21 protein-coding genes and 2 pseudogenes are annotated in these 22638 nt (G+C 42.1%); 13 read left to right on the forward strand and 10 right to left on the reverse strand.

The window, feature by feature from the left end; translation table 11 throughout:
• Nucleotides 1-28: 28 nt before the first annotated feature.
• The 4 genes and pseudogenes from TOL9009_RS0110215 to TOL9009_RS0110230 form a co-directional block, all read right to left on the reverse strand.
• Nucleotides 29-325 carry a type II toxin-antitoxin system RelE/ParE family toxin gene (locus tag TOL9009_RS0110215; protein ID WP_029632717.1) on the reverse strand — a complete coding sequence of 99 codons (297 nt, stop codon included), beginning with the start codon at nt 323-325 and terminating at the stop codon, nt 29-31.
• On the reverse strand, nt 322-549 hold the full coding sequence (locus tag TOL9009_RS0110220) for an addiction module protein (RefSeq protein WP_029632718.1): 228 nt from the start codon (nt 547-549) through the stop codon (nt 322-324). The genes TOL9009_RS0110215 and TOL9009_RS0110220 overlap by 4 nt, the downstream gene beginning before the upstream one ends.
• Nucleotides 550-702: 153 nt before the next feature.
• A pseudogene (locus tag TOL9009_RS38785) lies at nt 703-981 on the reverse strand (Uma2 family endonuclease); the annotation flags it as partial.
• Between the two features lie 195 nt (nt 982-1176).
• Nucleotides 1177-1476, reverse strand: coding sequence for a hypothetical protein (locus tag TOL9009_RS0110230; protein WP_029632719.1), 300 nt, complete (start codon nt 1474-1476; stop codon nt 1177-1179).
• A gap of 90 nt (nt 1477-1566) precedes the next feature.
• On the opposite strand from TOL9009_RS0110230, the gene acs reads away from it, so the two are divergent.
• From acs to TOL9009_RS0110280, 9 genes and pseudogenes are all read left to right on the forward strand, one after another.
• A complete protein-coding gene (gene acs / locus TOL9009_RS0110235) occupies nt 1567-3540 on the forward strand; it encodes an acetate--CoA ligase (protein ID WP_029632720.1) in 1974 nt (657 codons plus the stop codon).
• Between the two features lie 137 nt (nt 3541-3677).
• Nucleotides 3678-4023, forward strand: a pseudogene (locus TOL9009_RS38790) (type II toxin-antitoxin system RelE/ParE family toxin).
• The gene (locus tag TOL9009_RS0110245; RefSeq protein WP_029632721.1) at nt 3995-4315 is read left to right on the forward strand and encodes a helix-turn-helix domain-containing transcriptional regulator; all 321 of its coding nucleotides are present in this window, start codon (nt 3995-3997) and stop codon (nt 4313-4315) included. The pseudogene TOL9009_RS38790 and the gene TOL9009_RS0110245 overlap by 29 nt, the downstream one beginning before the upstream one ends.
• A 391-nt stretch (nt 4316-4706) precedes the next feature.
• Nucleotides 4707-5927 carry a glycoside hydrolase family 10 protein gene (locus tag TOL9009_RS0110250; protein ID WP_029632722.1) on the forward strand — a complete coding sequence of 407 codons (1221 nt, stop codon included), beginning with the start codon at nt 4707-4709 and terminating at the stop codon, nt 5925-5927.
• 45 nt (nt 5928-5972) lie between these two features.
• Complete coding sequence (locus TOL9009_RS0110255) at nt 5973-6722, forward strand: Uma2 family endonuclease (RefSeq protein WP_029632723.1); 750 nt, start codon at nt 5973-5975, stop codon at nt 6720-6722.
• A gap of 275 nt (nt 6723-6997) precedes the next feature.
• Nucleotides 6998-8872 (forward strand): NAD(P)H-quinone oxidoreductase subunit F, encoded by a 1875-nt coding sequence (locus TOL9009_RS0110260; protein WP_029632724.1) that lies wholly within the window; start codon nt 6998-7000, stop codon nt 8870-8872.
• A gap of 82 nt (nt 8873-8954) precedes the next feature.
• Nucleotides 8955-10463 (forward strand): NADH-quinone oxidoreductase subunit M, encoded by a 1509-nt coding sequence (locus TOL9009_RS0110270; protein WP_029632725.1) that lies wholly within the window; start codon nt 8955-8957, stop codon nt 10461-10463.
• A gap of 69 nt (nt 10464-10532) precedes the next feature.
• Nucleotides 10533-11819 (forward strand): CO2 hydration protein, encoded by a 1287-nt coding sequence (locus tag TOL9009_RS0110275; protein ID WP_038296269.1) that lies wholly within the window; start codon nt 10533-10535, stop codon nt 11817-11819.
• A gap of 20 nt (nt 11820-11839) precedes the next feature.
• Complete coding sequence (locus TOL9009_RS0110280; RefSeq protein WP_029632727.1) at nt 11840-12241, forward strand: fasciclin domain-containing protein; 402 nt, start codon at nt 11840-11842, stop codon at nt 12239-12241.
• A gap of 214 nt (nt 12242-12455) precedes the next feature.
• Here the strand turns inward: TOL9009_RS0110280 and TOL9009_RS0110285 are convergent, their stop codons facing one another.
• The 4 genes from TOL9009_RS0110285 to TOL9009_RS0110300 form a co-directional block, all read right to left on the reverse strand.
• The gene (locus TOL9009_RS0110285; protein WP_029632728.1) at nt 12456-13733 is read right to left on the reverse strand and encodes an MFS transporter; all 1278 of its coding nucleotides are present in this window, start codon (nt 13731-13733) and stop codon (nt 12456-12458) included.
• A gap of 407 nt (nt 13734-14140) precedes the next feature.
• On the reverse strand, nt 14141-14608 hold the full coding sequence (locus TOL9009_RS0110290; protein WP_029632729.1) for a MarR family winged helix-turn-helix transcriptional regulator: 468 nt from the start codon (nt 14606-14608) through the stop codon (nt 14141-14143).
• A 399-nt stretch (nt 14609-15007) separates the two neighbouring features.
• On the reverse strand, nt 15008-15316 hold the full coding sequence (locus TOL9009_RS0110295; RefSeq protein WP_051502862.1) for a hypothetical protein: 309 nt from the start codon (nt 15314-15316) through the stop codon (nt 15008-15010).
• 479 nt (nt 15317-15795) lie between these two features.
• On the reverse strand, nt 15796-17562 hold the full coding sequence (locus TOL9009_RS0110300; RefSeq protein ID WP_029632731.1) for an ArnT family glycosyltransferase: 1767 nt from the start codon (nt 17560-17562) through the stop codon (nt 15796-15798).
• 155 nt (nt 17563-17717) lie between these two features.
• On the opposite strand from TOL9009_RS0110300, the gene TOL9009_RS0110305 reads away from it, so the two are divergent.
• The 3 genes from TOL9009_RS0110305 to TOL9009_RS0110315 all read left to right on the forward strand — a co-directional run bounded on the left by TOL9009_RS0110305 (nt 17718) and on the right by TOL9009_RS0110315 (nt 20124).
• Nucleotides 17718-18362 carry a class I SAM-dependent methyltransferase gene (locus TOL9009_RS0110305; RefSeq protein ID WP_029632732.1) on the forward strand — a complete coding sequence of 215 codons (645 nt, stop codon included), beginning with the start codon at nt 17718-17720 and terminating at the stop codon, nt 18360-18362.
• Between the two features lie 310 nt (nt 18363-18672).
• The gene (locus tag TOL9009_RS0110310) at nt 18673-19182 is read left to right on the forward strand and encodes a hypothetical protein (RefSeq protein ID WP_029632733.1); all 510 of its coding nucleotides are present in this window, start codon (nt 18673-18675) and stop codon (nt 19180-19182) included.
• A 54-nt stretch (nt 19183-19236) separates the two neighbouring features.
• A complete protein-coding gene (locus tag TOL9009_RS0110315) occupies nt 19237-20124 on the forward strand; it encodes a hypothetical protein (protein ID WP_029632734.1) in 888 nt (295 codons plus the stop codon).
• 165 nt (nt 20125-20289) lie between these two features.
• Here the strand turns inward: TOL9009_RS0110315 and TOL9009_RS0110320 are convergent, their stop codons facing one another.
• Nucleotides 20290-21042, reverse strand: coding sequence for a hypothetical protein (locus TOL9009_RS0110320; RefSeq protein ID WP_029632735.1), 753 nt, complete (start codon nt 21040-21042; stop codon nt 20290-20292).
• A gap of 431 nt (nt 21043-21473) precedes the next feature.
• On the opposite strand from TOL9009_RS0110320, the gene TOL9009_RS0110325 reads away from it, so the two are divergent.
• The gene (locus tag TOL9009_RS0110325; RefSeq protein WP_029632736.1) at nt 21474-21848 is read left to right on the forward strand and encodes a hypothetical protein; all 375 of its coding nucleotides are present in this window, start codon (nt 21474-21476) and stop codon (nt 21846-21848) included.
• 356 nt (nt 21849-22204) lie between these two features.
• On the opposite strand, the gene TOL9009_RS38795 is transcribed toward TOL9009_RS0110325, so the two are convergent.
• Nucleotides 22205-22638 (reverse strand): universal stress protein (locus tag TOL9009_RS38795; RefSeq protein WP_038296271.1); only part of this gene is annotated, 434 nt, incomplete at its 5' end.

Here is a 22638-nt window from a genome sequence, read left to right on the forward strand (position 1 = left end):
GAAAATGGTCTTTGCTTGAAGTAGTTTACTACATTCTATCTAACCACTGTTTTGGATCGCGTTTTGCATGAAAGCAAGCAAGTACAAAAACAGTATCCCGATCAAAAACGTAGAGAATTATGTATGGGAATCGACGGATTAATGCTTTTCTTACCTGTTGTTCGATGGTTTGGTAAGCAAGGGGGTTTCGTCCAATTCCTGACAGACAAGCATCGACTGCACGCACAAATTCTGAACCCAAACCTGTATTTTGGGATTCGTACCATTCAAAAGCATCTTGAATATCGTATTCTGCTTCTGGCTGGATAATCAAGTTATAGTTCATCGGGAAAAGTCTAACCTTTTTTTTACATCTTCCCAATTAGAACCAGTTGTGGGGTTTTTCTGATAATTTTCTAATCGTCGAGCTAATTCTTGTTTTTGCGCTTCGGTTAAGGGAATTTCCTCTTGCTGTTCCAAGATACTGTCCCATAAATCCTCAGCAAGTTGGATACGTTCTGCAACGCTGAGTAGGGAAATGTCAACTTTCAAGAGGGGATGGGAACTCATGGGTACAGGGTTAGGTTTTTGCTTCTGTCTATTTTACAATATTGCAGCTTGGGGGAAGTTGTGGGCGATCGCATTAAATTACTGTTTGAAGATAGACTTCGTTGGAAATTGAATTTATTTTTTTTAACTCCTACTTAGAATACTTGATGCAGGCTAATTACCTGACATCACAAGGCAAGCAAAAATCCTATCTACTGTTAATTCTAAGTGAATATCTTCTAACACAGACAAGCGATCGCTACCCTGCAAAAGTTCTGGTTGTTGCCCTGGTCGGAAGACTAAAATAGACCTATCGGCTGGATCGATTAACCAACCTAGCTGGCAACCATGTTGTAAGCAATAAAGGATATTGCCAATTACCCGATTTGAACTTTGTTCTGGGGAGAGGATTTCAATTGTCCAATTTGGATGCAATAAAAAATCATTATCGACTGCCTCAATGGCATTAACTGATAAGTCGCCGGTGTACTTTGTCTAAGATAAACATACTGATAACGCAGTCCATTTGTGATCAGTCCCCATACAGATTCTTATAGAAGCCCCGACGATTAAAATCGCGGCTAAATAAACAAAGTCCGCCTGCGCGGACTAATCTGGAAATAGGGTTTTAAATTTAATTTAGCGACATTAATAAAAGACTCGATACAATAGACCTCTTGCATAAATCAAAAATAAAGAACCCCACCCCGCATTTGAATCGCGCAAACGCTCCCCTCCCCGCAAGCGGGGAGGGGTTGGGGGTGGGGTATTAGGGAATGAGTGCAAGAGGTCTAATGCCAATGCAACCCGACACAATGCCATTGTCACTCGATACAATGCCAATGCAACCCGATGCAATGCCATTGTCACTCGACACAATGCCATTGTGACTCGATACAATGCCATTGTTACCCGACACAATGCCAATGCAACCCGATGCAATGCCATTTTTCCCTTATCTTTACGAAAAGCAAAACACTTTGAGCAAATCTGCGTACAGAATAGTTTGGAGTAACAATATTAATTAGCGATCGCATTATGTCTCAACCCACCATAGAATCAATCCTTCAAGAAAAGCGTTTATTCCATCCACCAACTGAGTTTTCCCAAAATGCTCATATCAAAAGTTTAGAAGATTATCAGCGTCTCTACGACAAAGCTAAGGCAGACCCCCAAGCATTTTGGGCAGAACTAGCTGAAACAGAATTGCACTGGTTCCAAAAATGGGACACGGTACTAGATTGGCAACCACCTTTTGCGAAATGGTTCGTTGGTGGTAAGATTAATATTTCTTACAACTGTCTTGACAGACACCTGACCACTTGGCGCAAAAATAAAGCTGCTTTGATTTGGGAAGGAGAACCAGGAGACTCCCGTACCCTAACTTACGCGCAATTGCATCGAGAAGTTTGCCAGTTTGCCAATGTTCTCAAACAGTTGGGAGTACAAAAAGGCGATCGCGTTGGTATTTACATGCCGATGATACCGGAAGCTGCGATCGCCATGTTAGCTTGTGCGAGAATTGGCGCACCTCACACCGTAGTTTTTGGTGGTTTCAGTGCCGAAGCTTTACGCGATCGCCTCATCGATACTCAAGCTAAACTAGTTGTCACTGCTGACGGAGGTTTCAGAAAGGATGCGATCGTTCCTCTCAAAGAACAAGTAGACAAAGCTTTAGCGGATGGTGCTGTCCCCAGTGTAGAAAACGTCCTCGTTGTCAAGCGTACCGGACAAGATATTTATATGCAGTTAGGGGGACGCGATCATTGGTGGCACGATTTGCAAAAAGGTGCCTCTGCCGATTGTCCCGCCGAACCGATGGACAGCGAAGACATGCTGTTTATTCTTTACACTTCTGGCAGCACTGGCAAACCGAAAGGCGTTGTACATACAACTGGTGGTTATAACTTATATAGCCACATGACAACCAAATGGATTTTCGATTTGCAAGATACAGATGTATACTGGTGTACTGCTGATGTCGGTTGGATTACAGGACACAGTTACATTGTCTACGGTCCCCTTTCCAACGGTGCAACCACCGTCATGTATGAAGGTGCGCCCCGGACTTCAAATCCTGGCTGTTTCTGGGATGTAATTGAAAAATACGGCATCAATATTTTTTATACTGCGCCTACGGCAATTCGTGCTTTTATCAAAATGGGCGAACATTTGCCCAATGCGCGAAATTTGTCTTCACTACGTTTGTTGGGAACTGTTGGCGAACCGATTAATCCAGAAGCTTGGATGTGGTATCATAAGATAATAGGCGGGGAACGCTGCCCAATTGTTGATACCTGGTGGCAAACGGAAACAGGCGGGATTATGATTACGCCGTTGCCAGGAGCAATTCCCACTAAACCCGGTTCTGCAACTCTTCCCTTCCCTGGAATTATTGCCGATGTTGTAGATTTGGAAGGCAATTCTGTACCCAATAACGAAGGCGGTTATTTAGCGGTACTTCATCCTTGGCCCGGTATGATGCGGACAGTATACGGCGACCCAGAACGCTTTCGTCGCACTTATTGGGAACATATCCCCCCCAAAGATGGAAATTATCTCTACTTTGCAGGCGATGGAGCGCGGCAAGATGAAGATAGGTATTTCTGGGTAATGGGAAGAGTCGATGATGTGCTGAATGTGTCAGGGCATCGTTTGGGGACGATGGAAGTTGAATCGGCGTTGGTGTCTCATCCGGCTGTGGCTGAGGCTGCGGTAGTTGGGAAACCAGATGAACTTAAAGGTGAGGAAATTGTTGCTTTTGTGACGTTGGAGGGCAGTTTTCAGCCGAGTGAAGAATTGAGTCAGGAGTTGAAGAAGCACGTTGTCAAAGAAATTGGTGCGATCGCTCGTCCGGGTGAAATTCGCTTTACTGATGCTTTGCCGAAGACGCGATCGGGTAAGATTATGCGGCGATTGCTGCGAAATCTAGCTGCGGGGCAAGAGGTATCGGGGGATACTTCGACTCTAGAAGATCGCAGTGTGTTGGATAAGCTGCGGGAACAGGGTTAAGAAAGTCTCACGCAGAGTCGCAGAGACGCAAAGAGTTAAAAGAGCGTCTTTGCGTCTTGACGTGAGAATGCAAATTCATATTTTTAAGGGCGATCGCTTTCAAGTAAATTAAGCAATGAAGCATTTACAATCAAAGAGTGGAAGCACAACCTAGAGAAATTAGAAACTACGAAACAGCAGAGGGAAGAAGTCCTTTTGCAGAATGGCTTGATTCCCTACGGGATAGAAGAGCCAGAGCTAAAATTAGAAATAGACTTACACGAGTCGAATCAGGTAACTTAGGAGACTACCGCTCACTGAAACAAGGAGTTTTTGAACTGAGAATTGATTATGCTTCCGGTTATCGCATCTATATTTGGGCAAATAGGGTCAACTATAATACTTATAATCTCTGGTGGAGATAAAAGTACGCAAGAGCAAGACATTCTTACAGCTAGGGAATATTGGAGAGATTATGAAAGACGTGAAAGCACCAACAAGTAGCAGTTACCACGATTATTTAATTTCTTCTCTTAAAGATCCTGAACATGCTGCTGCTTATCTGGAAACTTTTCTGGAATTGGAAGAAGAAGGTCGTGAACCCGAATTGCTGCGATCGGCATTGAAAGATGTGGTTGATGCTTTTTTGCTGTCAGATAATCTCTCACAAGAAGCTAAACAGCATTATGAACAGCTTGATAAGATGCTGTCAGAAACTGGTGGAACTGAAATTTACACTTTAATTGAATTTTTCGATGCTCTTGGATATCGGATTGCGTTAGTACCGAAAGATTGATGCGGTGGTGAGAATGCGATCGCTCTTCACGAATTCTCACATAGTTATACAGCTATATAATTTATAAATATTTTTGCGGACAAATATAGTAGCAACTATGATACTACTTTAGTGTGGCGATCGCATAAAATCTGATTCCTTGGAACACTTATATTGTTTATCAAGTCCGTAATCAAGTAGTGGTTTTCTTTGATTACCAATTACTACTTAGTTATATATGGAGTGATTCATCTAACAACTTAATATTTTCACAAAGCTATTTACAGATGAATCAAAAGATGGTATGAATACACACCGAGTTCTTCCTTCAAAGTTATCAGAATTACCGTTCTTGTTTCCATCAACAAAAATAGGTGAGAGCTTGTTGAAGTAATTAACTTATCATTCAAAAATGAAATTACCTTTAATTCCTTCACGTTGGCGACGTTCGATTCAATGTTTGTTGCCAGTCTTGTTTTTAGTATCGTTTCTAACGATATCTCAGGCAAGTAGCTTTCAGGCAAGCGCTCAACAACCCCGTCAGGAAATTCGGGGAGTTTGGCTGACTAGTAATGATTTTGACATTCTCAAAAATCGAGCAAAAGTGCAGGATGCAATGAGTCAATTAAGGCGGCTCAACTTTAATACAATTTATCCTGTTGTATGGAATTCTGGTTATACATCGTATCCCAGCGCCGTAGCTAAAAAAATCGGTATCCCCTTCTTTGATCGAGGCTCCGACGGACAAGATATTATTGCAGATGTAATTGCTCAAGCTCATCGTCAAGGCTTACTCGCGATTCCCTGGTTTGAGTTTGGTTTCATGGCTCCCCCAACTTCAGAAATAGCATTAAATCGTCCTAATTGGCTCACGCAAAAGCGGGATGGTAGCGAAACTTCAATTAGTGTCGCCGGTGAAGTTGTCTGGCTGAATCCCTTTCTTCCAGAAGTGCAACAATTTATTACCAACCTGGTGTTAGAAATTGTCACTCAGTATGATGTCGATGGCATTCAATTTGACGACCACATGAGTTTGCCTAATGAATTTGGCTACGATAAATATACAGTGGCTTTATATACTAAAGAGACTAAAAATAATCCCCCAACTAATTTTCAAGATGAAGCATGGGTGCGTTGGCGAGCAGATAAAATTACAGTATTCATGATACAACTCAATCAAGCTGTGAAAGCAAGAAAACCGAATGTAATTTTCTCTGTTTCACCGAATTATTACGACTTTGCATATAAGTTACATCTGCAAGATTGGCTCGGCTGGGTAAGGCTGAATATTGTAGACGAACTAATTATGCAAGTTTATCGTCACGATTTGTCAAGTTTTATCGGAAACATTACCCGTCCAGAAATTCAGGAAACACAAAAGATAATTCCCACGGGAATTGGTATTATGGCAGGGTTGAGAAATCGCCGAGTTCCCATCGCCCAAATCCAATCACAAGTGCGAGCAGCTCAACAACGTGGTTTGGGGGTAATTTTCTTTTACTATGAAAGCCTTTGGGATTATGCTCCAGAATCTGTTACCGATCGCCAATCTGCATTTCAAGCTTTGTTTCCCTATCCCGCACCCCGCAGCATTGTAAAGAAGTTATTTCCTAATCCTATCCTCAGCCCCTAGTCCCAGCATTAGAATAGAATTTAGATATACATTTGGTTGTCGATTATGACTTCCCTATCAACATTAACCTTACCTGATCATACCCAGTTACCTGACTCAGATGGTACATTTGTGAAAAATCTTCAGGAGCATCCCCAAAGTATCTTAATTACAGACTCGATTAAACCTGTTTTAGAGCAACTTCATCCCGATGCTCAATATTGTATCGGACAAGATTCCGGTATCTACTGGCGCTTGACAGATCCGCCAGAAAAAGGTGCAGAAGCACCAGACTGGTTTTATGTACCCAATGTACCACCTACTTTAGATGGTAAAATGCGGCGCTCTTACGTGCTGTGGAAGGAGTACGTTGCACCGTTAATCGTGATTGAATTTGTATCAGGAGATGGTAGGGAAGAACGCGATAAAACGCCACCTTCACAGGGAGAGGTTGGTAAGTTTTGGGTTTACGAACAAGCGATTCGCGTACCTTATTACGCAATTTATGAAGTGTTAAAAGAACAAGTTGAAGTTTATCATCTCATTGATAATACTTATCAAATTCTGCAACCCAATGAACGGGGACATTATCCCATTACGCCAATGGGGGTAGAGTTGGGAATTTGGCAAGGACGGTATCAAAATGCAGATTTACCTTGGTTGCGGTGGTGGGATGCACAAGGGAATTTACTGTTAACAGGAGAGGAACGGGCAGAAGTTGAGCGACACAAGCGAGAGAGAATTGTTGAGAAGTTGCGATCGCTTTCCCCTGAACAACTCAACGCTTTGGGAATTGACGCGCAAATGTTGGATTAGTTGTTATACCATGTCCAAGAAATCACATATATTGTAAAGACGTTCCGCCGGAACATATATTGTAGAGACGTTCCGCCGGAACGTCTCTACGAGGGTTGCACAAACCATAGATAAATCTCGCACCATTACCAAAAATTTTTTGATGATTTAACTCTTACGTTCTTCGCACTTAAACGGTAAGCTACTTTCATAGATATAGATGATTGATTATGCATCAAATCATAATCATAGATATAAGTCTACTTAATTAGTCTTATCGTGTCAGGATAGAACGGATGGCTCAACTTGTTACTCAAACTGCTTGGTTAATACCGTGCTATGCATTACTTGGCATGGTTTTGTCAGCGCTGTGGTTTCCGTCGATTACCCGTCGCACAGGACCCAGACCGGCAGGATATTTCAACTTAATTGTGACTTTAATCGCCTTTGCCCACAGTGTTTTGGCATTTTCTTATCTGTGGAACCAACCTGCTCAATATGAGTTTATTTCTTGGCTGCAAGTTGCCGGTTTAAATTTAACAATTCCCCTAGAAATCTCATCTCTCAGCTTGGGAGCCTCCATTTTGGTTACAGGGTTGAACTTGCTCGCACAATTATATGCGATCGGTTATCTAGAGATGGATTGGGGTTGGGCACGCTTCTATGTTTTACTGGCAATGTTTGAAGCGGGGATGTGTAGCTTAGTTCTGTGCAATTCCCTGTTCTTTGGCTATATTATCCTAGAAATCCTGACTTTAGGAACTTATTTGCTGATTGGTTTCTGGTTCAATCAATCTTTGGTGGTTACGGGAGCGCGGGATGCATTCCTCACCAAGCGCGTGGGTGACTTATTTCTGTTGATGGGTGTGTTAGCACTTTATCCCCTAGCTGGTACTTGGGACTTTCGGGAGTTAGCTATTTGGGCAGAAACGGCTGAAGTTAATCCAACGATCGCAGCGCTGGTAAGTTTAGCACTGATTGCAGGACCGATGGGTAAATGCGCTCAGTTTCCATTGCATCTATGGTTAGATGAAGCGATGGAGAGTCCGATTCCCAGTACAATATTGCGTAACTCCGTGGTGGTAGCGACTGGAGCTTGGGTACTGGTGAAACTAGAGCCTGTACTGGAACTTTCTCCGTGGGCAATGACAATGACGATCGCTATCGGGGCAATTACTGCGATTGGTGGAGTCTTGATTGCGATCGCTCAAATTGATATTAAACGTACTCTCTCATATCTTGTCAGCGCTTACATGGGTCTTGTCTTCATAGCTGTGGGTAGTCAGCAAATCGAAGCGGCTCTGTTGATTGTACTAGCTCATGCTGTAGCAATGGCAACTTTATTAGCTAGTAGCGGTTCAATTATTCTCAACTGCATTACTCAGGATCTAACTCAATTAGGTGGACTTTGGAAACGTCGTCCAGTTACCGGACTTTCCTTTATTGCTGGTATCTTGGGGCTAATTGCAATGCCTCCCTTTGGTGGATTCTGGGCAATGTTGAAACTCGCAGATGGGTTGTGGAACTCTCAACCTTTACTGGTAGGGCTGCTACTGCTAATTAACACTTTGACGGCATTTAGCTTAGTTCGCGTATTCGGTCTGATTTTTGGGAATAAGCCGACGCAAATGACCGAGCGAGCGCCTGAACCTCTGTGGGCTGTAATCCTCCCCATGACAGCGTTAGCAGGCTTTACACTGCATATCCCGATGATTCTCCAAAGTTTGTCTCTTCTCCCGGAATGGGCAACATTGAATCAAGATGTCGCATTGCTGCTTACTTGGTCTAGCATTTTTGGTTTAAGTCTTGGTGGTATTGTATACTTAACTAACGTCATCCCTAAACCGATTCGCTTGCCCTGGAAAGGTTTACAAGATTTATTCGCCTACGATTTTTATACACCAAACTTATATCGCTCCAGTGTTGTGGGTGGTGTAGATATATTTTCCCGCATTGTTGATTGGGGCGATCGCTATCTCATCGATGGATTAGTAAATCTTGTCGGACTTGCTTCAATATTCGGTGGTGAAGTCCTCAAATATGGCAACTCAGGCAAAACTCAAACTTATGCCTTGACTATCGCTATCTGTATCGGTGCGATCGCCCTTTTTGTCATCCTCTCATTTGTACCTGATTTAAAGCAAATTGTTCAAACTTTAATATCACAATAGATTTCTTGCAAAGTCTTTTTTGCAATAGGTAAAAAAAGATTTTTTTCTTTCCCCTTTCCCCTTTCCCCTTTCCCCTTCCCCCATGCTAAGTACATTAATTTGGATACCAATACTCGGTGCAGCTATTATCGGATGTCTGCCCAAAAACGTTTCCTCCCGGCAAATTCGCTTCAGCGCATTGCTAATTACAGGAGCAATGCTGTTGTGGACATTCTGGATAATGGCTCAATTTGATATCCATCAGCCAGGATTCCAGCTTACAGAATACCTACCTTGGATTGAAACCTTAGGATTAAATTACCAACTCGGAGTAGATGGTATTTCCTTGGTAATGGTTGCCTTAAATAGCTTGATTACTTGGATTGCTATTTACAGCAGCCACGACAATACTGAGCGTCCGCGATTATTTTACTCGATGATTCTGCTGATTACTGGTGGGGTTGCGGGTGCATTTGTCGCTCAAAACTTACTGCTGTTCTTTTTGTTCTACGAACTGGAGTTAGTCCCCTTTTATTTATTAATTTCCATTTGGGGAGGTGACAAACGCAGTTATGCAGCAACAAAGTTTTTGCTTTATACCGCTCTTTCGGGAATCTTGATTTTAGCAGCATTCTTGGGTTTAGTTTGGTTAACTCATGCTACCAGCTTTGCTTACGAATCCTTGATGGGACAAATGTTACCATTGGGATTGCAAATTATTCTGCTAAGTCTACTATTAATTGGATTTGGTATCAAGATTCCCCTCGTCCCATTGCACACATGGCTACCCGATACATATGTTGCAGCTTCGGCACCTGTAGCTATGTTGTTAGGGGGAGTGTTAGCGAAACTTGGTACTTACGGTATTTTCCGATTTGGTTTGGGACTTTTTCCCGAAGCTTGGGTAACATTGGCACCTTGGTTAGCAATTTGGGCAACTGTCAGTGTACTTTATGGAGCAGCAGCAGCGATCGCTCAAAAAGACATCAAGCGGATGGTTGCTTATAGTTCAATCGGTCACATGGGCTACGTTTTGTTAGGTGGTGCAGCGCACACATCTTTAAGTTTAGTTGGTGCGGTGTCCCAAATGGTCGCCCACGGTTTAATTTTGGCAATTTTGTTTAATTTGGTCGGCATAATTGAAGAGAAAGTTGGCACCCGTGATTTAAACATCTTAAATGGACTGCTAAACCCGATTCGTGGATTACCAAGCATTAGCGCGTTATTAATTCTCAGCGGAATGGCAAGTGCGGGAATTCCCGGTATGGCTGGATTTATCGCTGAATTTCTGGTATTTCAAGGCAGTTATGCCGAGTTTCCCATCCCCACTTTGTTATGCGTCGTGGGAACTGGTTTAACAGCAGTGTACTTTGTCATCTTGCTCAATCGGACTTGTTTTGGCAAACTGGATAATGCGATCGCTAACTTCCCCAAAGTTCAAATTAGCGAAAGAATACCCGCACTCATTTTAGCAACTTTGATTTTCATCCTCGGAGTACAACCCACTTGGCTTGTCCGCTGGAGTGAACAAACAGTCACAACAATGGTATCAACCATTCCCACCGTAACTAATATCGCCCATAACCTTGAAAGACAACATTTCAAAACCTAAACAATGTAGAGACGTAGCACTGCTACGTCTCTACTAAAACCCATAATAATCAATTTAACAAACCCTCCCATGAGCCAAACCCTAACCAAACTTCCCCCCTCTCAACATAAATTTTCCGAAATAATTCACCGCTTAGAAGCCGGTGGCGCCATGCTTCCAGATACACCAGAAAACTTGATGCAAATCATCGGCATTTATAAAGCATATGCTGTACCGATGGACTTTTACTGGCGCGACTTACTTTATATTGCCGAACGAGTTTTTCTCGATCCTTTGCCCTTCTTCAAATACTTTCTGCCCAAAGAATATTTAGAACTACACAATCATTATGCAGGCGATGACGCCGATATTCGCATTTGGCGTGGAGAAGCAACAGCGCATCCTGAGTTGCTGGAGTTTATAGAAAAGGGTGAAGTAAATAAAAAGCTACCCAAATTATTACATCACCTTTGGCACGATCGCATCAATATGGAATTTGCCGAAGCTTGTATGCAAGCAATGCTTTGGCATCGGGGGATGGGTGGACTATTTGACCCATACTTAGATACAGACGAGTATAAAGCAAATGCCGATCGCGCAATTAAAGCTTACTTCAAAAAAAATCCGGTAATGTTAGCACTGTATAAAACGTTTCCGGATATGTTCCTTGAGCAAGTGCGGCAACTATCTTACTACTCCAACCTCGGCTTATTTTGGGAAGTGATGGCGCCGGTATTTTTTGAGATGTCAGACCTTTACGATGAAGGTAAAATAACAAGCGTGCCGGAAGCGATGAATTTTTTGGTGAATGGGATTTTTGCGATCGCCGGACGCCCAATTTATCATCATGTATATATTGATGGTGAATGCTACGAAATTATCCCTAAATCCAAAGGCTTCACCTGGTTGTATGAAGCCGCTCTCCCTTACGTAGAAGCGGTATTTTATCGGACTGCACCTTTTAGAGGGACTAAATCTTATAACGCTCAAGCAAAGCAAGTTCCTGAAGACCAAAAAGACTTTCACTTCGGCATTCTTTACGCAGATGTCTTCCCAGTCGGGACAGCGGGTATCCCACCGACGCTTTTGATGCAAGATATGCTACATTTCTTGCCAGACTACTTGGTGGACTACTATAAACAGCACTGTCGCGGTGAAGATGACTCTCTGATTCAACTAGGAATTAGCTTTCAGCGATCGATGTATTGCGTCACATCAGCCGTAATTCAAGCATTACGTCAAGCATTACTTTATCCCTTAGATGACCCCAACCCAGAACATAAACAGGCAAATCGTCAATTTTTTGAGTCTCAGTTAGACCGTTTCCAGCGTCCAGAAGCGAGATTGCGCGATGTTCAGCGTCAAGATTATCGGTAAAATTACGGAGATTAAATCAAATGCCTGATATAGTTGATATTGCAGTAAGTGCCGATGGATTTACCACCCTTGTAGCTGCCGTGAAAGCTGCCGGACTTGTTGAAGTTTTGAAAAGTCCTGGTCCATTCACCGTTTTTGCACCTACCGATGATGCTTTTGCCAAACTTCCCCCCGGAACCGTTCACACTCTCGTTCAAAATCCTCCCCAACTTGCACGCATTCTTAAATATCACGTCGTTCCCGGAAAGTTGATGCAAGCAGATTTAGTAAATGTTCGTTCTCTAACTTCAGTCGAAGGTTCCGAAATCCGAATTAATATATCTAATAACTTTGAAGTGAAGAATGCAACAGTAATTGCTGCGGATATCGAAGCAGACAACGGTGTAATTCATGTACTTGATAATGTCATCTTAATGGGATGATATCATGTCCAGTGGATTACATATGATCTAGAGACGTAGCAGTGCTACGTCTCTACAAGGATTTAGGATTTTTTTAATTAGGTTAATTAAACAGACATGATATTACTTATCAATTCATCTCTGGCAAAACTACATCTTCATATATTGTAGCGATCGCACAACGCAAATGCCTTTTATCTGGGGAGCATCTGCGTCCATCTGCGGTTATTATTTCTTAAGCTTTCTCACTGTTTAATATCCCCTTTTGCTCATAAATTGGGCGAATCGATCGCCTTAAAGCAGGTAACTCTCTCAGAAAAAATATAGACCCCAAAATACAAGCTATTCCATCAATAATTAATGTATTGGTAGCGCCGATATTATTTGCTAAAAAACCTGCCAATAAATTACCAAAGGGTATTGTACCCAAAAAAGACATTGTATATAAACTCATGATTCGTCCGCGTTTGTCATCGTCTACAATTGTTTGTAAAACTGTGTTTCCCGCAGCTATTTGGAGAATTGTTCCTAAACCAACAAACAATAATGAGAATAAAGAAAGAGGTAAAAATCGCGATAGAGAAAAAGCAATCAGTCCACATCCTAAAATTGTCGGACCAAAGGCAATTAATCTACCCAATCCTACTACTGTTTGCCGTGTAGCCAGATAAATTCCTCCAAATAACGCGCCGACTCCTGACGCAGCCATCAAAAAGCCTAGTGTTTCTGCACCACCTTGCAAGATTTTTTCGGCAAAAATTGGCACAATAATTGTATATTGCATTCCCATAAAACTGATTAAAGCTGATAACATTAATATTGCTCGAATTGGCGGAAAACCAAAAGCATAATTAAATCCATCTTTGATTTGTTGTATGGGATTGGCACGACTGAGTTGGTATTTATTTGACTTAATATTCATCGCCAACAAAGCAGCAATTACGGCGATGTAGCTAACACCATCAATTAAAAAACAGTAAGGTGCGCCAACTTGAGCAATTAGTAAACCGCCGATCGCTGGACCAATTAATCGCGCACCATTGAACATTGTCGAGTTGATGGCGATCGCATTCGCTAAATCGTCTCTTCTCTCAATTAATTCTGGCACAAATGCTTGTCGCGCCGGCGCATCTACAGCATTAATAAATCCTTGCATCAAACTTAAAGCGATGATCTGCCAAACCTGAATTACGCCAGTTAATGCTAACACTGCCAGCGTTAATGACTGAATCATCGCCAATATTTGTGTACCAATTAAGGTGCGATGGCGAGAAAAACGATCTACAAATACCCCGCCAAAGGGACCGAGAAAAAAGCTAGGAATTTGACTGGTAAATCCTACAATCCCTAGCATTACAGGTGAATTTGTTAAGTGATAAACTAACCAAATCGTGGCTAATTGCGTCATCCACGAGCCAATTAGAGATATACCTTGTCCGATAAAGAATAAACGGTAATTTCTTGACCTAAATGCCGGGATTCTGAACTTTTTCTCAGTTGCTTGTGTGTTCATTAAAAGTTTAGTTTATACCAACTTCAAGTTGCTGACGAGCGATCGCACCTATTCCCAATGCTGCCAAAATTAAAGCGATCGGTTTTTTCCGCTTCGGTGCATCTTTCTTTGTCTCTTCTTTTGCCGTCTCTGCTGTTTAAACTAGTGCAGACTTCTCTATGGTACGAGCTTCCAATGTCAGTAGATCACAATTAGCTCTTTGTCCAAAACTGCTGAAGTGTCTCCGTTACGTTCATTTAATGTTGTATTAGTGCGTTCCATAATTCTTAAGTCCCCCGATAGATGATCTAATTAACAAAATTTTATTTGAAAGGCGTAATATTATCTCTCGTTTCCTTAGCACACGTAATATTTTGGCAAACAAATACGAACACTGCTTCAGTCAATTGGGTGATTATGGCATATTCTTAAGACAGATTAGCGATCGCTCGATTGAGAACTTGGGAAAACTGCTCGCGTTCCGAGTGGGAAATGCCACACATCGCTTCTTCACGCAAGTCGGCTGCAATTGGAGGTAAGACGGTTTCCAGTTGTTTGCCAGCATCTGTCAGCCAAATCCGCCAAATGCGGCGATCGGACGAATCGCGCTCTCGACGAATTAAATCCCGTTCTTCCATGCGATCGAGTACTCCAGTTAAGGTGCCTCCCACTTGTTGCAATTTATCACCAATGCAGGAAGTAGGTAAACCATCTTCTTGCCACAAACAACATAAAACCAACCAGTGAAATGGCGTTAGTCCAAATGGTTCTAACCGTTCAGTAAACTTGCGCGTGAGAAGTTGTGATAGCAATTTAACTCTGTAGCCAACATTATATGGTGCCAGCACTTGCTGCCATGAGTCCACAGCTTGTAAATTCTTTGATGTAGAAATCATTTTTTGATTTCCTTAGCGTGCGTAATATAATCATAACCAAATAAATCTGTTTTTAGCAACAGCCGATAAAACATCTCCGAAAAACAATGTAGAGACGCGTTAGCGAAGCGGGACGAAGTTCAATTTCGCGTCTCTACAAAAATTCTGGTTAACGCCTAATTAATTTTCACTTTTTACGACTTCATTCTTGAAGCTTTATTTAGCGCAGCTTCATAAAGAACTGGTATAAGATTACTGAAATTATCACGGCTGGAGTAGGTGACAGTACTTGCGAGGTATTGGAGAATCTCCATATCATCAATGTTTCGGGCATGAAGTACTTGTAATCAAAAAACCTGGGGAGGCTCTCAAACTTTCCCCAGGCTCTATCCCTTACACTCTACGCAAAAGATTCTTTAACTAGTTGATTGTCTTACATGGTTTACTGCAATCAATATAAGCAGCGCAAGCTTTTTTATTCTGATTTGTTAGAAGAGTCACCAGATTACCATTAGCTATGCCCTTAGCTTCGGTACATGTCGGATGAACATCTTTTCCAGTAGCCCTACCTGTAGCCTCTAATCCCCTTACATCTTTACATGGGTCGGTGGGTGCTTGAGACTTAACAAAACATGTACCTTGTTGGGTTGTAGACTTCGCTTGTGCAACAGGTGTGATTACAAGTAGGCTGAGAACTAAAACAGCAAGGATTATAATATATCGCCTCATTACATATTTTCCTTTTTCAAATTTTATAAATAAGCGTAAATTAGATTTTTATACTTTTAATAAATATAAATAAAATTAACTTAAAGCGGGAATTCTTAAAGTTTTTGGTAAATGTGGTAAAATGTCTAACGACAGATAGCGTGGAAGAACCCGTTACTCCGCTATTAACCCCGTAACCCGCTACAGTAACAGGTTTTTGTATTGATAAATTTATAATTACTTCACCTTAGCAATTTGTTAATGTAAGTAATGTCGGGAAATATGTTTTAGATGTCAATCAGGTTAGTATTGACAATTTTTTAACCAACTAATCATAAGTAATTATAATCTATACTATGTCTGCTGGTTAGAGAATTGTGTGTCAGAAAGTATCGAAACATATAAGTATTTTAGCGCTCGCTATGCAGGGAAAAACTTTTTGGTTTACTGCTTAACTAAACATTTTATAGGATGAGACAAGTAGGTTGAAGGGGAAAACATCACTCCCCATTCCCCAGTTGAATTAACTGGTACTTCTGCACAGTACCGAGAACGCGATAAGGAGTGGATAAAGCCGGCTGTTTAGCAGATATCCAAGCGTAGCTACCGGCACTTAGTTCAGAGACTTGTTGTACTTGCTTACCGTGGTGGGGAGTGTAGAAATTGAGGAGTACACCAGTTTTACCACCTACTTGGACAAAGTTGATCGGATTAGTTTGGAGGATTTGGGCGATCGCTCTTTGTTCCAAGAAAGCTCTAACATCAGGATTATAATCGCCAATAAAGCCGTTAAAACTAGCCACCGCCAAAGCTAACCAAGCTGGAATTAACCACCCAGCCATCCAATAACGCGCTGTGAGAAACTTTTGACCAAAGCGATAACGACCGATCCACACTAAAGGTAAAATTAACCAACCCAACCCCAAAGCCAAGATAATACTTGCATACTTGCGAATTTCCACCCCACCGACACCCAAAGCAACCATACCAGCTAGCACAAGTAAAAGACCTAATCCACCAAAAGCGTAGCTGAGATTTCGCGGAATCTCAAGATAGAGGGGAGTAGAGACGCGATTAATCGCGTCTCTACTAGAGACGCGATGAATCACGTCTGTACAAGAGTAGGTTAGTGGAGAAAGATGGGGAAGCAAATTCCCCCTTGTCTCCCTTGTCCCCCTTGTCCTTCTTGTCCCCTTGTCCCCTTGTCTCCAAAAAGTCCCTTTGCTAAAAATTCCCCCAAGCCAATCTAACCCGATAGATGCAAGCAAAGCGATAAAGGGATAAAGGGCAAGACTATAATGAGGTAGGCGAGTAGAGAAAATACTAAGTTCAGCAAACAGAACTAGGGGAAAGCCAACTAATATTAGTTGGTAGCGAGGAATGGGACGACGCAGTAATAAAATTAAACCTAAAAGAGCAAAGAAAAACCAAGGAAAAGCTTTGGCGGGGACATTCCAGAGATAAAATAGCATTCCATGATCGCCTCTATCATTCGACCCCAAACGGAAAACAAAGCGGAATAATTGCTCAAAACTATTATTACCAAAGCGCTCCCAACTTAACCAAATCCAACTTAAAGTAGGAATTAAACCGACTGCAAACCCTAAATAAAACATTGGGTTGGTAAGATGACGATGGCGGCGATGTTCGGCAATCAGATAAGGTAATAAAGCTACAATTGGCAAAAAAATCATAAAGCTTCTGACTAAGAAGCCTAAACCGAAACTCAGACCAGCAATAAAGCTATAAGAAGAGCGATATTTGGGATGTAATTCAGCTTTGAGCAAAGACCAAATAGCTAAAAGTACGAGAAAAATCATTGGTACATCAGGTGTACCTAATCGACAATATTGTAGCCAGAGAAATTCTACACTCAAAATTGCGGCAGCAAGCCAAGCAAGTTTTTTCCCAAGGAGAATTTTACCAATTTCATAGAGAAGTAGTATGCTCAAGATGCCAGCAATCATGCTGGGAAGTCGCACACTAGCATCAGAGATGCCAAATAGCTTGTAGGAACTGGCGATTAACCAATAGGGACCTGGTGTTTTATGATGAGGTTCTGACCAAGGATTTATCCAATCGCCAGACTCAAACATCACACGCGATCGCCAAGCATAAAGTCCTTCATCATGAGCCATCAAGCTACTGTTTCCAGAATTAAATAGCAATAATGGCAATATCCATACCAACAAACTGATACAAGTAAATCCTTCCCAAAGATGAATTTGTTGCCAAAATAAATAAAAATTCTTTATTTGATATTTCATGGAATTACAAATAATTTAACTTTGCTAAGTTCCTCAAGCTGTTAATTACTTCTCTCTCTTTCTAGAATATGTAAGGTTGTATACAACCATTCTGCATCAAATACTACCTGAAATTTACACGATTTTGGGAATAAGTTCTCGTTCAACAGGGGTTTATGCCACTAAAACCAAATCAACGCATTAAGCTAGATGATACAGACGACAAGCTGTTTTATGACTATCCCCGCTTCGTCACTCATGTGGATGAAGGCTTTATTCAACAGCTAACCGATTTATATCGTCAGCGATTAAAACCGGATATGCGTGTCTTTGATATGATGAGCAGTTGGGTATCTCATCTGCCTGAAGAGATGCAGTTTGCCCATGTTGAAGGACATGGACTCAACGGTGAAGAACTTGCACGTAATCCGCGCTTAAATCATTACTTTGTGCAGAATCTCAACGCTAATCCTCAGTTACCCTTGAAGGATGAAGATTTTGATGCAGTACTCAATTGCGTTTCTGTACAGTATTTGCAATACCCGGAGGCTGTATTTTCGGAAATTCACCGCATCCTCAAACCTGGTGGGATCGCTATCTTCAGCTTTTCTAATCGGATGTTTTATCAAAAAGCGATTCAAGCTTGGCGGGAGGGTTCAGAAGAGAGTCGAGTTAAATTAGTTAAAAGTTATTTTTCCTCGGTTCCTGGATTTACCAGTCCAGAAGTAATTACCCGTCAATCAACGCTTCCAAATATCCTGCAATGGTTAGGTGCGGGGGGAGGAGATCCGTTTTATGCTGTTATAGCTTCCCGGAGTTAGGAAACTAGGACAAGGGGGACAAGGAAGCAGGGGAGGCAGGGGAGGCAGGGGAGGCAGGGGAGGCAGGGGGAGATGAGGCAACGCCGTTCTTTTTTCCCAATGCCCAATGCCCAATGCCCAATGCCCAATGCCCAATGCCCAATGCCCAATGCCCATTGCCCAATGCCCAATGCCCAATGCCCAATGCCCAATGCCCGGAAAAAATGTGATTGGAGATACTAACATCTTATCAAAAAGTAAATTTTCCGGGTTTTATCTCACTTCAGCGCTGATAATTGCCTCAAAGCTCATGCATCAGGAGAAACCAAACATGATTTTCCGCCGTGGACGTAGGATTTTAGTGGCTTTGTTGCTTTCAGTGTTACTACTGACAACTGCTTGCGCTGCAAAGACACCAAGTCAATTTGACCAAGTGCAGAAAGAAAGCACCCAAAAGAAAAGCGGTCTAGCAGTTGCGAAGAATGCAACTCAAGGTAGCGAATTTAACAAACTTTTCCCTAAGGAACAAGCTGGATATCAGCGCGTGTTTACCCAAGAGAAAAAAGGCTTTGCAGAAGCGAACTTGAAAAAAGGTGGGAAAGTAATGGCACAACTGGCTGTATCAGACACCACCAGCACCCCAAGTGCAGCCGCAAAATACGCTACTAGTACCAAAAAAATTGGCGGCTATCCGGCAGCGACACTTGGCAATACTCAAACTTCGGTTTTGGTAGGTAAGTATCAAGTGAAAGTGATTTCTAAAGATCCGTCATTTACAGCAAGCGATCGCGAAGATTGGATAGAGAAATTTAATCTCAGCGGTCTAGCGCAATTGAAATAAACTTAATTACTGCGACTCAAATAAAACACGCTAACTAAGGAGATTTTCGTAACTGTGAGCAAATCAATTTTTGAGTTAGTTGATCAATTGCCGACCGGAGGCTTGACTGTTTCTCTGTTGAATTCCCTTGATTTTGTTGCTCCTGGTCAATGGCATAATGTGGTAGGTTTTGTCAATACCATTAAGACTGTTACCGGCGAAACTGACGAAGACCTAATTCAGCAAATTGGTGAGAGAGCAATTTATCTTTACAACGATCGCTCTCAAGGATACCAAAGAGCCATGTGGCTGTACCAAACTGTTGATACTACAGATAAAGCGCTTGGTGCAGCAGCTTTAGCGAGTAAGGTAGGTGAGTCGATTCCGTTGTTGGGTTTCTTAAATAAAGTTACTCCCAAACCAGACAAAGCTCAAACCATTGACTTAGCACTAAAATTAGTTACTGAATTAGTCGCTTTCTGCCAAATTAACGGTATCCCCGGAGACAGCATCGGCGATTTTGTCGCTTCTTTGGGTGAATATAGCGGTGAGTCTCTCATCCGCATGGTAGCGTTAGTTTGCGTTGATGGTTTGATACCCTTGGGTCCCGACTTCATCGACAAAGCGTTATCTAGCATTAATCAAACTAATCCGCAAGAGTTAGAGCAAAACTCAACTTTTAATAACATCAAAGATTCAATTCCCGGTAATAATTCTAGTAGCAAACTCAACTTTATCGGCGAAAGCTTCGATTCAGTGAAAGGCTGGATGGGTAATCTCGTCGCGTCACATAATTTAACACCACAGACAGTTGTCGCGAATTTGCAGTCATTTACGCAGATTGCTGACGATAAGTTAGATTATTTAGCGGCGTTTCTAGATGTTAGTACGAATTACTACGAACATACAGGTACGCAAACTTTGGCACGTCGCTTGATTGAACGAGCAATAGCTGAAATTTAGATTCATATCATGTCCGCGTAATTACCCATAATTCATGAAGAACCCCACCCGCCTGTGGCACCCTCCCCGCTTGCGGGGAGGGTTGGGGAGGGGTTCTTTTATTATGGCTGTTTGACCAGACATGATATCATGTCTATGCGTAGTTATTAACCAAGCGCGATCGCTTTATTTTGGTAAACGCAAATCTGCGACAATTGCACTCAAGTAAGATTCAATCAATTCAAAATTTTCGGCTTTCTCAAACTTACCTGTTTTTGCTGCTGGGTCAAAAGCAGTTTGAATCAGATAAAGTGAAGCACCATCAAAAGCAACATAACCGAGATTTTGCTCATATACTTCACCACCTTGTTGAATCCCTGTAAAGCCGTAGCGCATCCCATGAAGCATCCCAAAGGGAACTTGTTGCGGTGGTTGAGGTGAAAAAGAAATGCGATCGCCATAGGCACTTTGACGGTCTTTTGATAATACAGCGTAATGGTTTGCAATCCAAGTATTTAGTGCTGTTAATACCTGCGTTTGGTAGTTAGGACTTTGTAAGTCCGCTTTTACCCCTGGTGGAATACCAGCAGTTACCAGCATTTTTTGGAAATTTGGTTGATTTGCCAATGGGTAAACTTGCATCTCAACTGTACCCAAAACTTTTCCTTGGGAAAAGACACACAATAAAGGTGCATTTCCTTCACAAGGTGCTACCTTCCAACCTGGTGGAGTAGCAGTTTTCCCTAGAACACTCTTCCAGATATTTCCTTCAGTAGGTTTGGATGCTGAGTTAGTTTGAGTCAGTGTTGCAACCGGCTGGGGTCGAACTGGATTTGTCTGCAATTTGTTAGTGGGAGAATTGGGGTGAACAAATTTGAATACTATCGGTGTTACTATCAGCAAAATCAAACCAATCAGAAGATGATAAACTCGCAGCATTTTTCCAGAAAATCCATAGTGGCAAACTGACGTTACCGTAAAACTTTGCGATTATAGCAAAAGATACATTGATATTGAGTTCATTTATGCAAAATAAATTATTCGTCAGCAAGCGATCGCCTGATTAGAAAATTTTCACTTTTGTCAATTACATAACACCCAGAGACTCGACTTATTCAACAAGTCGAGTCTTTTCTATTATGGCATTGCATCGGCAAAGGACGTATTGTTTAACAACAGAGTAGGTATATTTTTGCATCTATTTAGTGAGATAAATTTAATCTCTACCGAGAGAAAGTTTTTATAAGTACCGAAAGCAATTAGGGTGTTAACAATAGCACGAAGTTCAGTGTTGTTATTACAAACAAGTCAAATTCTGGCTGAGATTTCTCGACCTATTCTCAATAACCTAAGTGAAGAGGATTTGTGCAATGAAAAAGATGATAATTGCCTTGTTTATCATGCTCTCCTTGACCTTATCGCTAGGGCAGGGGCAAGCTCTTGCTGCAAGCGACTGCTTGAAAACGCTAAATACTGGTGCAGCTACGACCTTACAAGTATTTTACGAACAACCTGCTGCTTTTTATGGCTGGTCGGGAGGTACGATTACTAATGATATGTACTACAATGCCTGCGGTTCAACTGTGACTGTCAAAATTAACGGTGCTGACTGGGAGAAGCTCCGAGCAGCAGGAAAGCTAGATGGACTACGATATATATACAAACCAAAGGATGGTGGAATAAGCGTTAGGAAGATTTCAGGAACTACACCCACCGATGTGAAAATTGAGGATTTCTACAGCTAACGAAGACTAAGACCCTCACCGGGAAAGGCAGAGGGCAGAAGGCAGGAGGCAGAAGGAATGTATAAGTGTCCTCTGCCCACGACTGAAAGGAGTAAGGGTCTGAAGCCCCTCCCAAATGCAACGATATTGGGAGCCTCCAATTGGGAGGGGATTGTGACCCCTCCCAATTGGTTCCTTCTGCCCTCAGCACGAATGCCTTCTGCCTTCTTGAAGAGTCTTGCAGACTAAAAGAGCGATTCTCCGTAGGAGAGGCTACGCCAACGCACTGAAAAATTAGATCCCCGACTTTTCAAAGAAATCGGGGATCTGGACACGCACATTTTCACAAATCAAGACGCGATAAATCGTCGTCTCTACTAATTTTTAATCGCACCTCTAACTAAAATCACTGTACTCTCTACACTGGATGCGATCGCTTCGGGAATATTGCCTTGAATTGCTTGCTGTAACATTCCTTCTCGCGAAGCACCTAAAACCACTACATCATAACCTTCGGTTTTTACTAAGTTAATTATTCCTTCCGCAACCGATTCAGCTTGCACAGGTACAGCGGTAACAGTACTAGACAACTTCCGACGGCGAATCAATTGGCGGATCGATTGTTCTAAAATTGTCATGTCTGGTTTCAACTCAGATGGTTTGAATACCCGTGTGAGACGAATTTTTGGATCTTTCCCCAATGTGACTAACGCCGGTAACAATTTAATCGCTAATAAAGCATTGGGACCACCTGCCATTGGTACTAACCAGCTGTTGAAGTGAGGAGTGGGAGAGGGGGGGAGGGGGAGAG

The organism is [Scytonema hofmanni] UTEX 2349 (genome assembly GCF_000582685.1).
Classification (GTDB): domain Bacteria; phylum Cyanobacteriota; class Cyanobacteriia; order Cyanobacteriales; family Nostocaceae; genus Hassallia; species Hassallia hofmanni.